18 protein-coding genes and 1 pseudogene are annotated in these 18502 nt (G+C 72.1%); 11 read left to right on the top strand and 8 right to left on the bottom strand.

The genetic code is table 11. The features are described from left to right. Positions 1 to 79, top strand: a pseudogene (locus ACIPXB_RS35975) (lytic transglycosylase domain-containing protein); the annotation flags it as partial. Positions 80 to 178: 99 nt separating this feature from the next. Here ACIPXB_RS35975 and ACIPXB_RS35970 read toward each other — a convergent pair. The 3 genes from ACIPXB_RS35970 to ACIPXB_RS35960 all read right to left on the bottom strand — a co-directional run bounded on the left by ACIPXB_RS35970 (position 179) and on the right by ACIPXB_RS35960 (position 4063). After that, complete coding sequence (locus tag ACIPXB_RS35970; RefSeq protein ID WP_401457030.1) at positions 179 to 1339, bottom strand: hypothetical protein; 1161 nt, start codon at positions 1337 to 1339, stop codon at positions 179 to 181. A gap of 21 nt (positions 1340 to 1360) precedes the next feature. Then, positions 1361 to 2425 (bottom strand): gluconolaconase, encoded by a 1065-nt coding sequence (locus ACIPXB_RS35965; RefSeq protein ID WP_401457028.1) that lies wholly within the window; start codon positions 2423 to 2425, stop codon positions 1361 to 1363. 243 nt (positions 2426 to 2668) lie between these two features. Then, positions 2669 to 4063: a serine hydrolase domain-containing protein gene (locus ACIPXB_RS35960; RefSeq protein WP_401457025.1), complete on the bottom strand. Its 1395-nt coding sequence runs from the start codon at positions 4061 to 4063 to the stop codon at positions 2669 to 2671. Between the two features lie 311 nt (positions 4064 to 4374). Between ACIPXB_RS35960 and ACIPXB_RS35955 the strand changes: the two genes are divergently transcribed. The 4 genes from ACIPXB_RS35955 to ACIPXB_RS35940 all read left to right on the top strand — a co-directional run bounded on the left by ACIPXB_RS35955 (position 4375) and on the right by ACIPXB_RS35940 (position 7656). Then, a complete protein-coding gene (locus ACIPXB_RS35955) occupies positions 4375 to 4911 on the top strand; it encodes a hypothetical protein (protein WP_401457024.1) in 537 nt (178 codons plus the stop codon). Positions 4912 to 5858: 947 nt separating this feature from the next. Further along, positions 5859 to 6134: an isoamylase early set domain-containing protein gene (locus tag ACIPXB_RS35950; RefSeq protein WP_401457023.1), complete on the top strand. Its 276-nt coding sequence runs from the start codon at positions 5859 to 5861 to the stop codon at positions 6132 to 6134. An 88-nt stretch (positions 6135 to 6222) separates the two neighbouring features. Continuing rightward, a complete protein-coding gene (locus tag ACIPXB_RS35945) occupies positions 6223 to 7089 on the top strand; it encodes a hypothetical protein (protein ID WP_401457022.1) in 867 nt (288 codons plus the stop codon). Between the two features lie 51 nt (positions 7090 to 7140). Beyond that, positions 7141 to 7656 (top strand): hypothetical protein, encoded by a 516-nt coding sequence (locus ACIPXB_RS35940; protein ID WP_401457019.1) that lies wholly within the window; start codon positions 7141 to 7143, stop codon positions 7654 to 7656. A gap of 76 nt (positions 7657 to 7732) precedes the next feature. Here ACIPXB_RS35940 and ACIPXB_RS35935 read toward each other — a convergent pair whose 3' ends face one another. Then, a complete protein-coding gene (locus tag ACIPXB_RS35935) occupies positions 7733 to 8347 on the bottom strand; it encodes a hypothetical protein (protein WP_401457017.1) in 615 nt (204 codons plus the stop codon). 25 nt (positions 8348 to 8372) lie between these two features. Here ACIPXB_RS35935 and ACIPXB_RS35930 point away from each other — a divergent pair, with 25 nt between their 5' ends. Then, positions 8373 to 8747: a VOC family protein gene (locus tag ACIPXB_RS35930; RefSeq protein ID WP_401457014.1), complete on the top strand. Its 375-nt coding sequence runs from the start codon at positions 8373 to 8375 to the stop codon at positions 8745 to 8747. Positions 8748 to 8833: 86 nt separating this feature from the next. Further along, positions 8834 to 9187, top strand: coding sequence for a VOC family protein (locus tag ACIPXB_RS35925; RefSeq protein WP_401457012.1), 354 nt, complete (start codon positions 8834 to 8836; stop codon positions 9185 to 9187). A 33-nt stretch (positions 9188 to 9220) separates the two neighbouring features. Here ACIPXB_RS35925 and ACIPXB_RS35920 read toward each other — a convergent pair whose 3' ends face one another. Both ACIPXB_RS35920 and ACIPXB_RS35915 read right to left on the bottom strand, forming a co-directional pair. After that, positions 9221 to 10180 carry a CorA family divalent cation transporter gene (locus tag ACIPXB_RS35920; RefSeq protein WP_401457010.1) on the bottom strand — a complete coding sequence of 320 codons (960 nt, stop codon included), beginning with the start codon at positions 10178 to 10180 and terminating at the stop codon, positions 9221 to 9223. A gap of 218 nt (positions 10181 to 10398) precedes the next feature. After that, a complete protein-coding gene (locus tag ACIPXB_RS35915; protein ID WP_401457008.1) occupies positions 10399 to 11472 on the bottom strand; it encodes an alkene reductase in 1074 nt (357 codons plus the stop codon). A 115-nt stretch (positions 11473 to 11587) separates the two neighbouring features. Here ACIPXB_RS35915 and ACIPXB_RS35910 point away from each other — a divergent pair, with 115 nt between their 5' ends. After that, a complete protein-coding gene (locus tag ACIPXB_RS35910) occupies positions 11588 to 11968 on the top strand; it encodes a MerR family transcriptional regulator (protein WP_401457004.1) in 381 nt (126 codons plus the stop codon). A gap of 339 nt (positions 11969 to 12307) precedes the next feature. Next, positions 12308 to 13273 (top strand): hypothetical protein, encoded by a 966-nt coding sequence (locus tag ACIPXB_RS35905; RefSeq protein WP_401457002.1) that lies wholly within the window; start codon positions 12308 to 12310, stop codon positions 13271 to 13273. A gap of 3 nt (positions 13274 to 13276) precedes the next feature. Here ACIPXB_RS35905 and ACIPXB_RS35900 read toward each other — a convergent pair whose 3' ends face one another. Next, complete coding sequence (locus tag ACIPXB_RS35900) at positions 13277 to 13882, bottom strand: NADPH-dependent FMN reductase (protein ID WP_401457001.1); 606 nt, start codon at positions 13880 to 13882, stop codon at positions 13277 to 13279. 172 nt (positions 13883 to 14054) lie between these two features. On the opposite strand from ACIPXB_RS35900, the gene ACIPXB_RS35895 reads away from it, so the two are divergent. Further along, positions 14055 to 14903: a helix-turn-helix domain-containing protein gene (locus ACIPXB_RS35895; protein WP_401456998.1), complete on the top strand. Its 849-nt coding sequence runs from the start codon at positions 14055 to 14057 to the stop codon at positions 14901 to 14903. 73 nt (positions 14904 to 14976) lie between these two features. Here ACIPXB_RS35895 and ACIPXB_RS35890 read toward each other — a convergent pair whose 3' ends face one another. Continuing rightward, complete coding sequence (locus ACIPXB_RS35890; protein ID WP_401456996.1) at positions 14977 to 15612, bottom strand: carbohydrate-binding module family 20 domain-containing protein; 636 nt, start codon at positions 15610 to 15612, stop codon at positions 14977 to 14979. 212 nt (positions 15613 to 15824) lie between these two features. Here ACIPXB_RS35890 and ACIPXB_RS35885 point away from each other — a divergent pair, with 212 nt between their 5' ends. Further along, a complete protein-coding gene (locus ACIPXB_RS35885; RefSeq protein ID WP_401456993.1) occupies positions 15825 to 18467 on the top strand; it encodes an amino acid permease in 2643 nt (880 codons plus the stop codon). The last annotated feature ends 35 nt before the right edge of the window (positions 18468 to 18502 follow it).

Genomic DNA, 18502 nt, shown 5'->3' with positions numbered 1-18502 from the left:
GGGCCTGGACTACATGAACGAGCGCTACGGCAGCCCGGTCAAGGCCTGGAACTTCTGGCAGGCCAACCACTGGTACTGAGCCACCAGCGGACAGCAGACACACGGAAGACGCCCGGCCCGGATCACCCGGCCGGGCGTCTTCCCGTATGCCCGCATATAGGGGAGTGCGCCGAGGCGGCTACGGCACGACCTTCCCGACCCCGCCCAGCGCCTGGGCCGCACGCTGGTCGATCTGCCACAGCTGGCCCTCACGATTGCTGACGTAGATCCAGCCGCCCGCGGTGTCCACCGCGAGGCCCTCGCACGTCCCCAGGCCACTGGCTACCACCCGCTGCGCACCGTCCGCGAGGGTGATCTCGTACAGGCGGCCGCCCACGTGGTCGATCGTGTACGCCCGGCCGGCGCCGTCGAGGGCCACGCGGATGGTGCTCGCCCCGGACAGGGTGGTCACCACGCGGTGGGTGCCGTCGGCCAGATCGACCTCGTACAGCGTGCCCCCGCCGTCCTTCTGGCCGACGTACGCCTTGCCCCGCCCGTCCAGCGCCACTCCGGCGATGCCCTGCCCCAGGCGCGTGGTGACCGGGCGCTTCTGCCCGCCCGGCAGGCCCACGGCGATCAGGTGCCCGTCGAGCCAGCTGGCGACGTACGCCGTGGTGGCCGTCGCGTCGAGCGCGAGGCCGTAGGCGCCCGACACGTCGGCGATCTTGCGCGAGGTACCGCCGGCCAGGTCCACCGCGACCAGGCGGCCACCGCCGTAGTCGGTGGAGTACGCCGTGCCCCTGCCGTCGACCCGCACGTCGCCGATGTCGCCCAGACCGCTCGCGACGACCCGCTGGGCGCCGGTGCCGGCCTTGACCGCGTGCAGCTTCTGGCCGCCGCGGTCGGCGACGTGGACCGTGCCGAGCGGCGCGTCGACCGCCAGGCCCTCGGACAGGCCCAGGCCCGTCGCGAGCAGGGTGTAACTCCTCCGGTTGCCGATGAGCTTCGACAGGTCCTCGAGCCGGGGCATGTCCTCGTCGCCGATGCTCACCTGCGGCGGGCCGAACGACTTCGTCGTCGCCGAGGCCATGCTCGATGTCGCGCCGGGGTCCTCGGACACCTGGCGCTGCGTCGCGGCCGCGCCCTGGGCGTTCTGGAAGAGCGGGCCCAGGAAACCCATGACGTCGAACGCCCCGTGCGCGGTCTGGCGTACGAGCCACGGGTCGCGCTCGCTCTCCAGCTTGCGCACGGCCTCCGAGACGTCACCGGATCCCGGAGTGTCCTCGTTGAGCGCATGAGCGGTCCTGTCGGCGGAACCGGCTTCGTCCCCGCCGTTGTCGAAGATGTTCTTGAAGGACATGGGTTTCCCTCCCGACCCCCGCTAGAGGGGCTGCTTCTGGGTCTGGTAGTCGAGTACTTCCGGCTGGAAAACCCGGTGTTCGCCGGCACGGACAGCGACGATTTCGGCCGTCCCCTTCTGCATGAACCGCTTCCCCTCGTCGGCCAGGTCGAAATGGCCGGCATCGGCGGCACTGTCGCCGAGTTTCCACGCGATGACCCGGGAATGCCTCGGCTCGGCGGCCTGCGGCGGGGTCTCCTTCACCGCCACCGGCTCGGCGTAGTACAGCGCGACCCAGCCGCCGAAGGTGACGGGGAATTCGTAGTCGAACTGGCGGATCTGGCGCCGCGTCGTGGCGACGACGTCGGCCCGGCTGCTGATCTCGAAGCTGACCGACGCCTGGTGTTTCCATTCGGTGGTCAGCGAACCGCTGACGGAGCCGGTGATCCCGAGCAGGAGCTCCCCCCACAGTTCCCCGGTACCGGTGACAGAACTCATGGCCGTGGTGTTGCTCGTGGCCTCCGTCTGGGTCTCCGTATTGATGCCCTGATTGTCCTTGCTGTTGAGCAGGGTGGTCTTCTGGTACTGCTTCATCTCCATGCTCTTCTGGAGCTGTTGCTGGAGCGACGCGATGGACTTCGCCCCGAAGGTGAGCTTCACCTCTCCCTGGAGCGACCAGCTGATCGTGTTCGAGATCGTGAATTCGACCGTGTCGGTCACGGTGATCTTGATCGGGTCGGTGCCGTTGACATACGTCTGCTTGGAGATCATGTCCGGGGGCGGCTGGTGGATGTCGCTGCGTTCCTCCACCACCGGTACGCCGACGTTCATGTACGCGCGCCAGCCCCGTTCGTGCGCGGTCGCCTCGTCGGCGGGGAATGCGCCGTAACGGACCTTGTTCAGGGAGAAGCCGATCGGATCGATCGCCTCGCCGCCGCCCTCGGGAGTCCGCCTGAAAACGTTCCGCAGCTGATTGCGCCGCAGAATTCCGGCGGCCCTGGCGGCTATCTCGAGTTCCTCCTGATTTCGCGTGGTCAGCGGATGGCGCATGAACACGTCGTTGATGTAGGCCGTTCCCACGTCATTGCGGGCACTGCTGATTCCCATGCTCTTCCGACCTCCCTGCGTCGCAGGCCGGTGACGCTACGCAAACGGCGGCGGGCGGACAGCGAGCCGAACTCGCCACTGGGTGAGAACCGGACACACCTCGCTGACCAGGCTTTTCATCACATGTGCGGGGACGTGCCGGCGCTCCGGCCGTCGCCCTGGCCGGGAGCACGCGATGTCCGGATCCGCCGTTCGGCGGCCATCGGAGCCCCCGGACCTGCACCTTTCCGGCTCGATGTGGCCTCAGCCGAATGTTCGACCCGGTGGTGCCGGTGCCGGTGCCGGCGTCGGTGCTGGCGTCGGTGCTGGCGTCGGCGTCGGTGTCGGGGCCGGCGTCGGGGCGGGTGGGGTGGGCGTGGACGGGCCCGCTCCCGCGAGGGAGTTATCGGGAGCCAGGAGCTCGGCGATCCGGCCGGCGATGGTCTGCGCCGTGTTGTATCCCGGCGCGTCGGGGCCCACGGTCGTGGACACCGCGATCGCGAGCCGCTTCGACGGGAGGTACGCCTGAAGGGCCGCGTACCCCGCGAAGGACGGGTTCGACTGGATCCATCCGTTCTGGACGATCACGCCGCACCCGAAGTGCCGCTCGGGAAGCTGACGGAAGCACTCACTGGGCAGGCAGCCGGGAGTCCTGCCGCCGAGACCGACCGTGCCCGGATCGAGCTGGGTCCTGAAGCTCGCGGGCGTGAGGAGCTCTCCCTTGCCGACCGCCTCGGCCGAACGGGCCAGATCGCAGACGTGGGTGTTCAGGACCGCACCGGGGGCCGTGGTCCAGGAGGGGTTCCAGTACGTGGACTCCTCGTACCTGCCGCGCTCCGCGTCGTAGGAGTGCAGCACGGGCTCCTGGATCTCGGGCGTGGAGCTGTTGCGGGTGTCTGCCAGCCCGGCCGGATCCATGATCCGGCGGTCCAGCAGGTCGGCCAGGGGCATGCCGGAGATCTTCTCCAGGGCCTGCCCGAGCAGGACGAAGTTCGCGTGCGAGTAGCTCCAGCTCGTCCCCGGCTCGTAGAGCAGCGGGTGGGAGGCGGAGATCCCCACGAGCTCGGCGGGCGTCCACTGGCGGAACGGATCGGCGTACAGGGCTGCGAGGAACTTCGGATCGGGCACGTAGTCGCGCAGGCCCGACGTGCTGCTGCCCAGCATGCGCAGGGTGATCTCGTCGGCGTGCGGGGCGTCGGGGAGCCAGCGCGAGAGCGGGTCGTCGAGCCCGGCCCTGCCCTCCTCGACGAGCTGGAGTGCCGCGATGCCCATGTAGACGATGGCCACCGAGCCGGCCCGGAAGTGCATGTCCGCCGTGGCCGGGACACCCGACATCGACGTGCCGAGCGCGGTCGTCAGGATCTCGCGCCCGTCGCGCGTGACCCGCAGCACGACCGCCTTCAGGTCCAGCTCCTGCTGGGCGGCCCGGGCGATGTCCAGGATCTGCTGCGCCTCGCCGCCCGTCGGCGTGGGGGACGACACGCACGACGCGGGGGCGGCCCGCGCGCCCGGGGCGGCCCAGGCGTCGCCGTTCGGCAGGGCCGTACCGACCAGCGCGGCGGCGCACAGCATCACCATCCGCGCGCGGCCGGTGCGCGCGGTCACGCCCGCGGCGGTCCGACGGCCGGCCAGGCCCGCCCCACGGGGTACGAGCATCATGTCGGCCTCCTGCGGCGAAGGGGCCCCCGACCGGGCCCGGGGGAGGACACCCGCCCTGCGCACGGGCCGCGTACGAGCCGTCTCCGGCCGGCCGCGGGGCGCATCCCTGTCCTTCGATGGAACGCCCGGCGCGCGCAAGGGGCCAGTCGGAGGACCACCGGCCCGCCACCGGCCACCGCTCCCGGCGCCCCGAGGGCGGGCCGGCTCCCTCGGCAGGCCGATCGCCGCCGCCCGCGCCGCGGGCAGTAGCCTGTCGCCTGCCGCCGGGCACCAGGTTCCGGCGGCGGGCCGCGACAGGTGGAGGGACGGACGTGAGGGGGAACGGGCACGCGGTCGCGTGGGCGGCGGCCGCCGGGGTCGCCGTTCTCGCGGGCACGCTCGCCGTCGGCGGGGTCGTCCTGGCCGCGCCCGACGAGGACGTCCGGGACGGCTGGGTACGGGAACCCGGGGCCACGAAGGCACCGGCCCGCCCCGGGGGAGACCCCTCGAGCGGCGAGGTCGCCGCGGAACTCGCTGCCGCGGCCACCGCCGCGGGGCTCACCCCGGACGCGGTGCCCGTCACCGAGGACCGGGACGTCGCCGACTGCATCGCGTCCTGGACCGGCGACGGCCCCGCCGACGACACACGGCTCGCGGCCCTCGAAGCCGCCCTGGAGGACCGCGGCTGGCAGATCACGGCCCGGCACGGCGAGCCCGTCCCGGCGGTGGCGCTCACCAGTGGTTCCTGGCGCCTGGAATTCACCAACGGCGGCCTGCTCCACACCCTCTCCCTGGTGGCCAAGCGCTCCGGCCGCACCTGCGACGAGGCGTTCCGCCGCGCCGAGGCGACGATGGGGCCGCGGGGCTAGGTGTGTTGTCCCGGGACGTTGGTGACACGCGTGCTGGGTTCTTGAAATCGGTGAGGGCCTCCGGGTCGGTGTGGATTGCGACATCTATGCGGACGGACAAGCTGGCCATCGCCTACCAAGCTGCACTACATCTCGCGGGCATCCTCATCTGGGCACGGCGCTGACTACAGAGACGGAACGCAGCCCGAGCGAGGTATCACGTGTCGCCCGGATTCACCAGTGAGGCAGGCGTGACATAGGCATCGGTCCGGGTGAGGAGCGTACGGCGCCGTCTCGGCTCGGTACTGGCACGCGTACTGCTCCAGCGTCACGGAGATGTCCGCTGCGTGATCCGCTGAGATGAACCCACGTGCACGTCGGGCCTCTTTCAGTCGTTCCAAGACCCGCGGGGTGTGGACGAGCTTCGGCCGGAAGCTGTGGAGATGGCGCGTCGCCATGTCGATGACGATCCACCGCCCGGTGTGCCGCTCGCGCCCCACGGACGTGATCCGATCACCCCCCGGACCCCAGTACGCGTCCGCGACGTAGACCTTCGCTCCGCCCTTGAAGCACTTTGTCCCGGGGCGCAGCTCCTGGCCTCCAACCCCGTATCGGCGCCATGCCACGACGTTCGCGGCCACCAACCAGACTGGCTCCAGTTGCGAGTCATTCGACTGGTCCACTCGGCCCCCCCGCTTCCAGCGGACGCCCTACCAGATCCGCAGCCGGCATCGTACTTCGAGTGGTGCGAGTGCCACACTTCCTTTCGTTCTCGTCCTTGTCCGGGCAGCTGACCAAAGAGACACGCGCCAGATCCGTCCGGGGGATCATGGCCGGGGCCGCGGGGCCGCGGGGCCGCGGGGCCGCGGTGCCGGGTCGCGGGGCAGGGAGCGCCCGGCGTGCGGACGGGGCTCGTGTCGTCGACGATGTGCCGGTAGCCATCCGTCTCGGCCGTCAGGAGCCCACCCATGCTGGAGCGCACGCTGCGTAAGGACCGAACCGAGGTCACGTTCATCCTCCCCGCCGACATCCCGCCGGGCCCGGTCAGTGTGGTGGGCGACTTCAACGGCTGGAAGCCCGGCGTCCACACGCTCGTGCCCCGTAAGGACGGCAAGCGCGCGGTCACGATCGAGCTGCCCAGCGAACGCACCCACTCGTTCCGGTACCTGGCCGCCGGCGACTACTGGTTCAACGACGAGAGCGCCGGCGACCAGGACGGCCCCAACAGCCGGCTGCACACCTGACACCGTCCCCCGCCTCGCACCCCGCGGCGAGGACGCCCCCGGTGGCGTGATCACGTCTTCGCCACCCCTCTGCCGCTACGCTCGGGCCGTGGTACAGCCCGTACAGCCCGAGCAGCCCGAGCAGCGCGCCGAAGGCGCAGGACCGTTCACCACCCGGCTCACCTGGCAGCGCCCCGAAGGGGACACGGTGGTGTGGGAGTCGCGGCCCGCACGCCGACGCGGAACGCTCGCGGTGCGCGGGCCGGGTGACACGGCCGCCAGGGCCGCGACCGCCGACGCCCGGGCCCTGGGCCGGCTGCGACGGCTGGGGGCCATCGCCTCGGTCGCGTTCGTCATCGGCGGCGCGCTCTTCGCCCTCGGCGCCGCGGTGTCCCAGTTCGGCTCCGGCGATACGGCCGAGAGCGCCACGATCTACTTCGCGGGAGGTCTGTTCTTCAACACCGGCGGTTACGTCTCGCTCCTCCAGGTGCTGAACGGGCCCCGCCACGCTCCGGGGGGCACCGGCCTGGTCACGTCCGACTGGCGGTGGTGGGGGTACGAACCGATGCGGCTGGACTGGCTGAGCGCGTTCGTGCTGTTCCTCGGGACGCTCGTCTTCGGCGTCAACCTGGTGGACTCCTTCCTGGAAGGGCTCACCGTCCGGCAGACCAACCGGCTGATCTGGACCCCCGACGTGATCGGATGCGTGCTGTTCCTGGTGTCGGGGCACCTGGCGTTCGTCGAGATCTGCCACCGCCCGCGCCCCTGCCTGCGCTCGCGCAGCCTGGGCTGGTGGGTCGTCGCGGTCAATCAGCTCGGCTCGGTGCTGTTCATGGTCTCGGCCCTGGCCGCCTTCACCCGGCCCGCCACGGGCAGTCCGGTCAACACCGACATCGCCAACTGGGGGACGCTGTGCGGCGCCCTGTGCTTCTCCCTTGGCGGCGTGCTCCAGGCCTTCGAACGCCCCGCGGGGTGAAAACGTGCTGGCCAGGCGTACCCAAAGGCTGCGAAAGTGCGACCTGTGGACATGGGGATCACTGGTTTCGAGCCGTCCTTCCTGGTCGGGATCGACGCGGTCCGGCGGGCGCACGGATCACGGCTCGCGGCGCTCACCGGCAGGCGCCTGACGGGGTTCGCCCTGGTGCGCTTCGCCGAGGACGGGGACTGGGTCGCCGACTGCCCGGTGGTGTTCGACTTCGACGGCGTCAAGGTGGTGGTCTGCCACACGAAGTTCGACGAACTCGCGATCGGCTGGGACCCGATCGACACCGCGGCGCGCATCACCGGCTGGGAGTGGTTCGAGCTCACACCGCAGTGGTCGTACGACGACGAGCGCCTCGAACCCTTCGTCGGCCAGGAACTGCGGGAGGCGGCCCTGCTCGAATGGCGGCCGGCGGCCGCCGCCGACATGGCGGCCGGAACGGTGGCGGTGGAGTTCGTCTTCGCCGGGGGCGGCCTGCGGATCAGCAACGGCCTCGACGAGAACCACATCGAGGTCGGGGCGGCCCACCCGGAGTACGTCCGCCACCCGCTGACCCGCTGACCCGCTGACCCGCCAAGCCCGCTGAACCCCGCTCCGCCGGGCGCCGGCCGCTGCCCGGCGGAGCCCGCGGGCGTGGTCAGTCGCCGCGCAGGAACTCCTCGGCCTGCCGGCGCAGCCCCTCGGGAGCGGCGGACCAGGCCGGCGTCCGCATCAGCTCGCGCAGCTTGACCTCCTTCACCTCCCGGGGCGCGTCGCCGCGCAGGCCGACCCGGGCCCATACGCGGTCCAGCTCGTCGGAGGGCAGGTCCCAGTGCGCGGCGAACGCCGACTCGGGGCTCCCGGCCGACGGCGCGGGCGCGACCAGCACCTCGTCGGCGGTGGCGGCGGGGGTGATCTCGACGAGGGTGAGGCCGAGCCGCTCGATCGCGTCCCGGAACAGGGTCCGGTGGGCCTCGACGGTGCCGACCGGCGGCCGCTGCCCCTCGTAGAACAACGTGAACACCCACCCGGACGAGCCCGCGCGGGCGAGGTCCAGCACGAGGCGGTTGCCCGACTCGTCGGTGGCCGAGCGGTGCGCGATGCTCTTCGCCGCCCCGGGCCCCTCGGTACGGGGCGCATCCTCCAGACGGAACGCGTCGGTCAGCCACTGCACCTGGTCGGAAGTCAGTTCTCCGTGGGAGAGCGCGCGGAGCGCGGGCCAGAGCATGTTGGAGTTCCCCTTCTCAGGCTGGACGGCGACGTACGCCCTCATGATCGCAGCGCGTAGGATCGCCCGCATGGCATTACGCCCCGTTCATGTCAACGTGAAGGCCCTTGACGGCCGGGCGGTGGGCCGGTTCTGGGGGGAGGCGCTCGGCTGGAGCGTCTTCCGGCCCGGCGCGACCACCTACGTGGGGCCCTCCGAGGACCTCGTCCGGCCGGACCCGGTCGTCCTCGGCATCGACGTCGTTCCCGTTCCGGAGCGCAAGACCAGGGGGAAGAACTGTACGCACCTCGATCTCGCCACCACCTCCGAGGCCCACCGGGCGGAACTGGCCGCGCGGCTGCGCGCCCTGGGTGCGCGGCCCGTCGACGTGGGTCAGGGCGACGTCCCGTGGACGTCCCTGGTCGACCCGGAGGGCCACGAGTTCTGCATCCTCGCCCTGTCCTGAGACACGCGGCCCGCCGTGCCGAACTGCGTTGCCGGCCCGGTCGTTCGGCCGTTGCACGGACGCGGAGCACTGCCTAAGCTCTGCGAATGACCTTGGAATGGGAGCAGGTAATCGTCCACTCGGTCGATCCGGCGGCGCTGGGGCAGTGGTGGGCCGACGCTCTGGGGTGGGTCGTGGTCCACTCCTCCGACGACGAGTTCGAGATCCGTCCGGCGCCGGACCGCCTGCCGGGGCTGGATTTCGTCCGGATCGAGGAGGCCAAGGCGGCGAAGAGCCGACTGCACCTCGACTTCCGGCCGGTCGACCAGGCAGCCGAGGTGGCCCGGCTCGTGGCCCACGGCGCACGGCACGTCGACATCGGCCAGGGCGAACAGTCGTGGGTCGTCCTGGCGGACCCCGAGGGCAACGAGTTCTGCATCCTCGGCCAGCGGCGTCCGTAGCGGACCGCTCCGGGCGCCCACCGCTCCGGGCGCCTAACGGCCGTCGTCCGGATCGCCCTCGTCCTCGCGCAGCCTCCGCCACAGACGGGTGCGGTGCAGGACGTACAGCGCGGCGAACAGGAAGACCACCTGCAGACCCACGGCGAGCAGCCAGAAGACGGCCCCGCTCTCCAGCTCGTCCGTCAGGTAGGCGAAGTTCATGCCGAAGAACCCCGTCAGGAAGGTCAGCGGCAGAAAGATCGTCGAAACGACCACCAGGCGGTTGATCACACCGTTCTGGTCGCCGGACACCAGCGAGGAGTAGCTGCTGAACGCCCGCCGGGCGGCCTCCTGGAGGGACTCGATGTCCGTGAGCACCAGCCGGGCGGTGCGCTGGTACTCGCGGACGAGCCGCTCGCGGCCCTCCCGGAAACCGTGGCCCAGCATCCGGCGCGTGACGGTCTCCTCCGCCACCCGGAGATAGGGCAGCAGGGTGTGGTGCAGCAGCGCCGCGGTCCGCCGCAGCCGCGCCAGCCGGTACAGCTGCTCGGGCTGCCGCCCGCGGAACATGGCGTCCTCCAGGTCCTCCACCTCCAGGAGCGCCCGGATGGCGCACCGGCGATAGGTCTCCAGGGCCTCGTCGAGCAGCAGGAACAGCATGGCCACGGGATCCGAGGGGTTCTCGCGCGGCAACCGGGCGGTGAGGTTCCCGATCAACGAGACCGGCCCCCGGTGCGCCGTGATCAGGTACTGCTCGGTCACCACGGCATGGACGTCGACGACCCGTTCCTCCTCGACCGCGGGCACGACGAACGCGGCGCTGTCCCCGAGGATCTCGGCCCGGGCGTCCTCCCCCTCCCGGCCGAGCCAGGCCAGGTCCTCCGCCTCCAGGCCGAGCAGCCGGGCGAGCGGCTGTTCGCCGGGTGCGGCCTCCTCGGGCAGCTCCACGTCCACGAGCAGGAAGGAGGACGCGGCCAGATGATGTCGTGCCTGCGACACGTCGATACGTGTCACGGCGCCCTCCGGCATCGACATCATCGACACGATCATCGGGCCCCTCGCCGTGGGTCAGCTGGTGCGGTGCCTCCCAGCCTGTACGGGGGCCCGCCCCGTGCAACCGCGGCGACGCATTCGTACGCCGACACGCCCCCCCACGGGTGAGGGAGCGGCCACGGCCGGGCGACATCGGCCGGGCGGCGCGGAGGGCGGCGCGCCGCCGGGGCCCGCCGGGGTCAGTGCGTGTGCCGGTACGCCGAGTAGGTCAGGTACCCCGCGTCGCCGCCCTGGTAGTACGTGGCCTCGTCCACCGGGACCGTCGGCAGCCCCAGGCGCAGCCGCTCGACCAGGTCGGGGTTGGAGATGAAGGCCCGGCCGAAGCTGATCAGGTCGGCGCCGAGCCCGAGCCAGTGGTCCGCGTCGGCCCGGCCGGTCTGCCGGGGCCCCATCGGGAGCGTCGGGTTCATGATGAGCGTGCCCGGCCAGGCGCGGCGCAGGCCGACGAGCACGTCCTCGTCGGTGGTGGCCTCCAGGTGGACGTAGGCCACGTCGAGGCGGGCGAGCTCGGCGAGCAGTGCGGCGTAGAGCTCGGGAACGCCGGTTTCCGCGACGCCCCAGAAGGTTCCGCCGGGGGAGAGGCGGATGCCGGTCCGGCTGCCGCCGACGGCATCGACGGTGGCGGACACGGCCTCGACGGCGAACCGGATCCGGTTGGCCACCGAGCCGCCGTAGCGGTCCGTGCGCAGGTTGGCGTTCGAGGAGAGGAACTGGGAGATCAGGTAGCCGTTGGCGCCGTGCAGCTCGACGCCGTCGAAGCCGGCGTCGACGGCGCGGCGGGCTGCCTCGGCGTACGACCCGGCGTGTCCGGGCACCTCGGCGGTGTCCAGGGCGCGCGGTACGGGCGCCGGCCGCGGCCCGGCCGGGGTGAACACCTCTCCGGTGGCGGGGACGGCCGAGGGGCCGACCGGCCGCAGCCCGGTGGTGTCGGGGTGCGAGACGCGTCCGCCGTGCATGATCTGGGCGAAGAGCCGTCCGCCGTTGGCGTGCACGGCGGCGGTCACCGGGCGCCAGGCGTCGACCTGCTCATCGGTGTGCAGTCCCGGTGTGCCGGGGTTGGACTGCCCGATCAGGCTCGGCTGCACGCCCTCGGTCACGATCAGCCCGGCCGTCGCCCGCTGGGCGTAGTACGTCGCCATCGACGGCGTGGCCAGACCGTCGGCCGTGGCCCGGACCCGTGTCATCGGGGCCATCACCACCCGGTTCGGCAGGGTCAGGTCACCGAGACGATGGCGGTCGAAAAGCGTCGTCACGAGGGACTCCTTCGCGCTCCGTAGCGCCCGCTTGCCGGGCACGTCGGCTACGCTAAAACCTGACATTGACGTCAGAGGCAAGCTGTATGCCGCAGGTCACAGCGGGGAGGTCGAGATGCGTATCGGAGAGCTCGCTGCGCGGGCCGGGGTCAGCGTCCGTTCGGTGCGCTATTACGAGGAGCAGGGGCTGCTCGCCAGCACCCGCAGCGCCAGCGGGCAGCGGCACTACACGGACGGGGAGGTGGAGCGGGTCGCGTTCATCCAGCGGCTGTACGCCGCGGGGCTCTCCAGCCGCACGATCGCCGAGCTGCTGCCGTGCGTGGACGCGCCCAGCGAGGAGAACTCCGACGCCGCACTGGAGCGGATGGCACAGGAGCGCGACCGGCTCTCCGGCCACATCGCCGACCTCATCCGCACCCGCGACGCACTCGACGCACTGATGGTCGCGGCCCGGACGCACCGCGAGGGGATGCGGCCGGCCGCGGCCGCCTCCTGAACCGGCACCGGACCGCACGGGGGTGGCCGGGGCCCCGTACAGGGGGGGGGTGGCCGGATGCCGTCGCCGGTGATGCTTTACAGTTCAACCGCTGCCTCGTTCGATTCTGCGGCCCTGCCCCCCGGCAGGGTGTGGCGCGGGGCACGGCACACCACGGCCGCCCGGATCAACCCGCCCCCGGTCCCGGTGGCCCTTCGAGGGGGCCGGCGCTCTCCCCCGTGCGCGCCGGCCCCCACCCCCACCTCTCGCCGGACGCCCGCGAGGCCACCGGGAGCCCGGGAACCCGGGAGGCGACGGCATCCGTGCAGGCGTATGTTCGGGGGAGACCAGGGAGACGCCGTGGCCCCGAAGAACGTTCGTCCCCGACACCGGTACCCGACGGTGCTGGCGGCGCTGGCCTGCGCGATCGCTCCGGCCGTCCTCGCCCCCGCTCCGGCCGCGGCGTTCATCGGCGACAACCACGAGAAGATCACCCGGGCCGCCCTGCCCTGGGAACCCCGGACCCTGACGGCGATGGCCGACTCCCGTACCGGCGCGGTCAACGCCGACGACCGCGGCGACTACCCCAAGCTGGGCACCCTGCACTGCGACAACGCCGACTACCTCGGCCCCGCCCACGCCCGCGGCTACCCGCGCAGCCGGGACGAGGCGACCACCGAGCTGCTGGCCTGTGTCCGCGGCGCCGTCGCCCGCTTCCGCGCCGCCGTCCGGTACGCCGACGGGCTCGTCGACGCCGACGGCCGGGTCCGTGCCGAGGCGACCGACCTGAGCACGCCGTGTCCCTGGGACGAAGCGCCGGGACGGGCCAAGTGCGGCGTGCTCGAGCAGCTCGGGCGGGGGTGGCACACGATCGAGGACTTCTACGCCCACAGCAACTGGGCCGACCGCACCACGGGGGCCATCGGCGTCACCAACCCGCCCGGCCTCGGCCGTACGGCCATCGCCCCGTTCTTCGCCGTCGGCCGCTACAGCACCATGACGGACGCCGAGTGGACCCGGCGGGCGGCGGCCGAGATCCCCGAGGACCTCACGACCGGCTGCTACCCGGACTTCGACTCCACCGGCACCCGGCCCGCCGACTGCACGGGACGCGTCCAGCACAATGGCACCCTCGCCAAGGACACCGAGGTCGCCCGGCGCTCGCGCGGCGGCAACTTCCAGCGGGCCACGGACCTCGCCGCCCAGGACATCCGCCGGCAGTGGAACGACTTCCAGGCCGCCGTGCGCAGCGAGTACCCGGGGCGCCGTGGCGAGCAGATGATCTGCGCCCTCGTCCACGACACCCCGACGACCGCCTGCCCCTGACCCCTACCGGCTCTCCGCGTGACGACGGTCCCGGCGCGCGTCACGCAGCACGGCCCCCCACCACAGCAGCTGGTCGAGCATGGCCTTGGCCGCGCCTTCGGGCTCCTCCGGCTGCAGCAGCGCGCCCTCGGGCGAGAACAGCACGTAGTAGCGGGGGAAGGAGACGTAGTCCCGGACCGTGTGCGCCTGCAGCTCGTTGAAGACCTGCCGCAGCTGCTCGATCGCCAGCAGACCGCCGCTGGCTCCGCTGTAGCCGACGAAGCCGACCGGCTTGGCCTGCCACTCGGTGCTGTACCAGTCGATCGCGGCCTTCAGCGAGGCCGGGAAGCTGCGGTTGTAGTCGGGCGTCACGATCACGAACGCGTCGGCGGCGGCCAGCCGCCGGGTCAGTTCGTCCATCGCGGCGGGGCGCGCCATCTCCGGATCCATCAAAGGCGGCACGGGCGGCAGCGCGAGCGGAATGTCGATGTCCGCCAGGTCGATCACGTCGACCGTGAACGCGTCGTGCGCCCCCGCCTGTTCGGCGAACCACCTCGCCACCACGGGGCCGAAGCGCCCCTCCCGGACACTGCCGATGATCACGGCGAGATTCAGTCGCTCACTGGACATGCTGGTACTCCTCGACGGGTGACGAGTCATGACGGGTCGTCATGGGCCGGCGCCCCGCTGCCGGGGGCCGTGCTCCCAACCTGTCAGCGGCGCGCGGTACCAGGGAGGCCGTGCGGAGGGTGGTAGGGACAGGGCCACGATCCGCTCCCGCGGCGGGTGTTACGTTCGCCCGGTGAGCGACAACGAGCTGGGACTCTTCCTGCGCCTGCGCCGCGAGGCCGTCACCCCGTCCGAGGTGGGGCTGCCCTCCGGACCGCGCCGCCGCACCCCGGGACTGCGGCGCGCCGAACTGGCCACCCTCGCCGGCGTCAGCGTCGAGTACGTCACCAGGCTGGAGCAGGGCCGGGACCGGCGCCCGTCGGCCCAGGTGCTGGCGGCCCTGGCGGACGCGCTGCGGCTCACCGCCGCCGAACGCGTCCATCTCCACCGGCTCGCCAAGGGCGCCGAACCCGGCTTCGGCTGCATGGGCGAGGCCGGCCCGAACCGGGAGGTGCGGCCCACCGTGCACGCGCTGCTCGACCGGCTGGAGCCGACGCCCGCGCTGGTGGTGAACCGGCTGGGGGAGATCCTGGCCTGTACGGACGGCTACCGGCGGCTGGCGGAGCCGATCGGGCTCCTGGACGCGAGCCCGCCCAGCCTGGCCCGGTTCGCCTTCACCGACCCGCGGGCCCGTACCGCCTACCCCGACTGGAACCGGGTGGCGGACGAACTGGTCGCGGCCCTCAAACAGGGCGCGGGGCAGTCCGACGCCCATGCCGCGGCACTGATGGCGGAACTGACCGTGTCCTGCGGCGCCGAGTTCTCCGGGCGGCTGTCGACCCTCACGGGGCTGCCGAAGCCGACCGGCGTCCTTCGGCTGGTCCACCCCGAGGCGGGGGAGCTGCGGCTGTCGTACGAGACCCTCGACCTGTCCGCCGACGACGACCAGCAGCTCATCGTCAACCTCCCCGCCGACGCCGAGACCGCCGCCGCGCTCGACCGCCTCACCGGACGCCGCCCGGGCGCACTCCGCGCGATCTGAGGCGGCTCGTCCACCGCGTCGGTGGCCCGGCGCGTCAGCTGTCCCGATGCCGTCGGCCCGGGCGGCGGCCGGGTCAGCAGTGGCTGACCGCCACGGGGTGGTTCTCGTCGGGTCCGTAGCCAGGGAACGTGGCGGTCGCCGTGGCGGGAACCTCCCGGCAGGCCGACCGGCTCCCGTCCCGGTACAGCACCTGAAGGCCGTACGTGTGCCCGCACCCGTTGAAGACCGCGGTGTAACGCCAGGACGTGGACCAGGTGACGCAGGTGGGTGCGATGCCGGAGGCGGGCGTGCCGGGGGAGACCCGGAAGGCGTCCCGGGTGGTGACGGGGGAGCCGGGCCGGGGACGCAGGAGGCGGTTCGGGCCGTCCTCCCAGGTGAGCGTGCCGTCGGGCTCCCGCACCAGGTACTTGTACTCGACGCCGTCGAGCGCTGAGTCGGAGGTGAGGAGGGCCTGCGCGGCCCAGGTGGGATAGCCGTGCGCGTCGAGCGCGACCGCCCGGCCAGGATCCCAGGCCCCCAGTGCCGCGACGTTGCCGACGACGAGGACCTGGTCGCCCCAGTCGGTGGTGGCCGTGACCTCGAAGCGGACGGGCGAACCCGCGGGGGTGTCCGCCGCCGAGGCCGGAGCGGCCGAGGGGAGGACCGTGGTGGCCAGTGCGGCCAGTACGGCCGCGGTGACGCCGACGCGCCGCCGTGCGGTTCGCTGCATGGGGGAGTGGTCCCTTCGGGGGGAGAGAGCGGAGCGCCCGCAGCCTACCGAGGTCTGCAAAATCTTGCAGCAAGTTTCAGAAAGCGATCGTGCGGCCCCGTCCACCCCAGCGGCCGTCCCGTGCGGCATGTCGGACCGCGCAGCCAATTTCCCCTGGGGGAAGATGCACAGGCAGGGCATACCGGACGGATCGGGGAGTCGGTGATTCGGTTTTGACACCGTCCAGTGGTTCGGCGGACACCACGACGCCGATCGCCGCGGGTGCCGGCCCGGGGGAGAAGGGCCTGAAGACCGGCGCCCTGAACCTGGCCTCCTGCGTGGCCATCGGCGTGGCGTCCACCGCTCCGGCCTACAGCCTCGCGGCCACGCTCGGCCTCGTCGTGTCGAGGGTCGGCCTCCAGGCCCCGGTCATCATGATCCTTGCCTTCATCCCGATGCTGCTGATCGCCTACGCCTACCGGGAACTCAACGCGAGCGACGCCGACTGCGGCACCACCTTCACGTGGGCGACCCGTGCCTTCGGCCCCCGCGTCGGCTGGATGGGCGGCTGGGGCATCATCGTCGCCGACGTCCTCGTGATGGCGAACCTCGCGGAGATCGCCGGCGTCTACACCTTCCGGCTGCTCGGACTCGAGTCGCTCGCCGGGAGCAGGCTGTGGGTCACCCTCGCGGGCGTGGCCTGGATCGCCGTGATGACCGCCGTCTCGTACGTCGGCATCGAGATCTCCGCCGCGGTGCAGCGCGGGCTCCTGACCGTCGAGGTGGTCATACTGGTCGTCCTCGCCACCGCCGCCATGGTCAGGGTCTACACGGATCCCCCGCCGACGGCGATCCCCGTCTCCGCGTCCTGGTTCAACCCCCTGAACGTGCCCTCCGTCGAAGCCCTGACCGCGGGGCTGCTGGCCGCCGTCTTCATCTACTGGGGATGGGACACCGCCGTCACCGTCAACGAGGAGACCGCCGACAGCACGTACATCCCCGGGCGCGCCGCCGTCCTCTCGACCGTACTGCTGCTGATCATCTACGTCTCGGTCGCCACCGCGGCGCAGGCGTTCGCCGGGGTCGGGACCGCGGGCATCGGACTGGCCAACGCCGACAACGCCGATGACGTCCTGTCCGACCTGGGCAGCGCCGTCTTCGGCGCCCAGGGGAGCGGCCTGTTCCTCACCGAGCTGCTGATCTTCATGGTCCTCACCTCCGCGGCGGCCTCGACCCAGACCACGATCCTGCCCCTGGCGCGCACCGTGTTCTCGATGGCCGCGCACAAGGCCGTCCCGGCCGGCTTCGCCCGGGTCCACAGCAAGTACCTCACCCCGACCTGGTCGACCGTGGGCATGGGCCTGGTCTCCATCGCCTTCTACGTCCTGCTGTCGCTGGTCAGCCGCGACGTACTGGCCGACTCCATCGAGTCGGTCGGCCTCGCGATCGCGTTCTACTACGGCCTGACCGGCTTCGCCTGCGTCTGGTACTACCGCAAGGTGCTGACGCGCAGCACCAAGGACTTCGTGTCGAAGGGGCTGCTGCCGGGCCTCGGCGGACTCCTGATGCTCTCGGTGTTCTGCTACGCGGCCTTCCACGTCTACGCCGAACCCGGCTACGGGGACACCGTCTTCGACCTCCCGCTGATCGGCCCCACGGGCGGGGTGACCGTGATCGGCATCGGGGCCCTGCTGATCGGCGTCGTCCTCATGCTGATCGTCACGCGCGAGCACACCGCGGCCCTCAAGCTCCAGCGCAGCCTGCTGCCGCGGAGCCTGGCGCCGCATACGGCGTGCGAGGCGGCGAGCCGCTACGTGCCGGCCGACAGCCGGTCCGGAGTGGGCGGCGACTGGTTCGACGTGGTGCCCCTGTCGGGGACCCGCGTCGGCCTGGTGGTCGGGAACGTGACCGGAAACGGACTGCAGGCCGCGGCCGCCATGGGTCTCCTGCGGACGAGCGTGCGCGTCCTCGCCCGGATGGAACTGTCTCCCGACGAGCTCCTGACCCACTTGGACGACGTGGCGGGAGCGACGACCACGGACTGGGCCACCGAGCGCGGTGAGGGCCGCCCGCGGCCCGACCGCCCCCAGGGCGCCGAGGTGACCTGCCTCTACGCCGTCTACGACCCCGTGTCCGGGCGGTGCAGCGTGGCGCGGGCGGGCGGCCGGCCGCCCGTGGTGGCCGACGCGGCCAGCGGGGAGGTCTCCTTCGTGGACGTCCCCGCCGGCCCGCCCCTGGGCCTGGGGGGCCAGACGTTCCAGAGCACCGAGTTCCCGCTGGTGCCCGGCAGCCTCGTCGTGCTGTTCACCGACGGCCTGGTGCGGGCCGCCGGCCACGACGCCGACGCGGCCCTCGCCCTGCTCGCCGACACCCTCGCCGATCCACGGCTCCCCCTGGAGGAACTCTCCGACAACGTGCTGGCGAAGCTGCTGCCCGGACCCGTGGACGACGACGTGGCCATGCTCCTCGTGCGTACGCGCAAGCTCGACGAGGACCGCGTGGCGACCTGGGAGCTGGCGGGCGAGCCCGAGTCGGCCGGCATCGCCCGGGACGCCGTCACCGGGCAACTGGAGGCATGGGGACTCGAAGAGCTCGCGTTCGTCACCGAACTGATCGTCAGCGAGCTGGTCACCAACGCCATCCGCTACACCGACGGTCCCGTCCGCATTCGCCTGATCCGTGACGAGAACCTGATCTGCGAGGTCTCCGACACCGGACACACCTCCCCCCACCTCCGCCACGCCGCCACCGACGAGGAGGGCGGCCGGGGCCTGTTCATCATCGCGCAGATGACCGACCGGTGGGGGACGCGCTACACCGCCGACGGCAAGACCATCTGGACCGAACAGCCGATCCCCCCTGCGGACGCCCCCTGAGCCGGGGCCCGTGCACCCCACCGGAACCCTCCGGC

The sequence above is a fragment of the Streptomyces sp. NPDC090022 genome, from assembly GCF_044748145.1.
In the GTDB taxonomy this organism is placed as follows: Bacteria; Actinomycetota; Actinomycetes; order Streptomycetales; family Streptomycetaceae; genus Streptomyces.
This window is presented reverse-complemented; position numbering and strand designations above follow the sequence as displayed.

What these genes read in the sequence shown, in the direction of transcription:
- ACIPXB_RS35970 (WP_401457030.1), bottom strand. Translation starts at nt 1,339, where the DNA reads ATGTCCTTCAAGAACATCTTCGACAACGGCGGGGACGAAGCCGGTTCC.
- ACIPXB_RS35965 (WP_401457028.1), bottom strand. Translation starts at nt 2,425, where the DNA reads ATGGGAATCAGCAGTGCCCGCAATGACGTGGGAACGGCCTACATCAAC.
- ACIPXB_RS35960 (WP_401457025.1), bottom strand. Translation starts at nt 4,063, where the DNA reads ATGATGCTCGTACCCCGTGGGGCGGGCCTGGCCGGCCGTCGGACCGCC.
- ACIPXB_RS35950 (WP_401457023.1), top strand. Translation starts at nt 5,859, where the DNA reads ATGCTGGAGCGCACGCTGCGTAAGGACCGAACCGAGGTCACGTTCATC.
- ACIPXB_RS35940 (WP_401457019.1), top strand. Translation starts at nt 7,141, where the DNA reads ATGGGGATCACTGGTTTCGAGCCGTCCTTCCTGGTCGGGATCGACGCG.
- ACIPXB_RS35935 (WP_401457017.1), bottom strand. Translation starts at nt 8,347, where the DNA reads ATGAGGGCGTACGTCGCCGTCCAGCCTGAGAAGGGGAACTCCAACATG.
- ACIPXB_RS35930 (WP_401457014.1), top strand. Translation starts at nt 8,373, where the DNA reads ATGGCATTACGCCCCGTTCATGTCAACGTGAAGGCCCTTGACGGCCGG.
- ACIPXB_RS35925 (WP_401457012.1), top strand. Translation starts at nt 8,834, where the DNA reads ATGACCTTGGAATGGGAGCAGGTAATCGTCCACTCGGTCGATCCGGCG.
- ACIPXB_RS35910 (WP_401457004.1), top strand. Translation starts at nt 11,588, where the DNA reads ATGCGTATCGGAGAGCTCGCTGCGCGGGCCGGGGTCAGCGTCCGTTCG.
- ACIPXB_RS35900 (WP_401457001.1), bottom strand. Translation starts at nt 13,882, where the DNA reads ATGTCCAGTGAGCGACTGAATCTCGCCGTGATCATCGGCAGTGTCCGG.
- ACIPXB_RS35890 (WP_401456996.1), bottom strand. Translation starts at nt 15,612, where the DNA reads ATGCAGCGAACCGCACGGCGGCGCGTCGGCGTCACCGCGGCCGTACTG.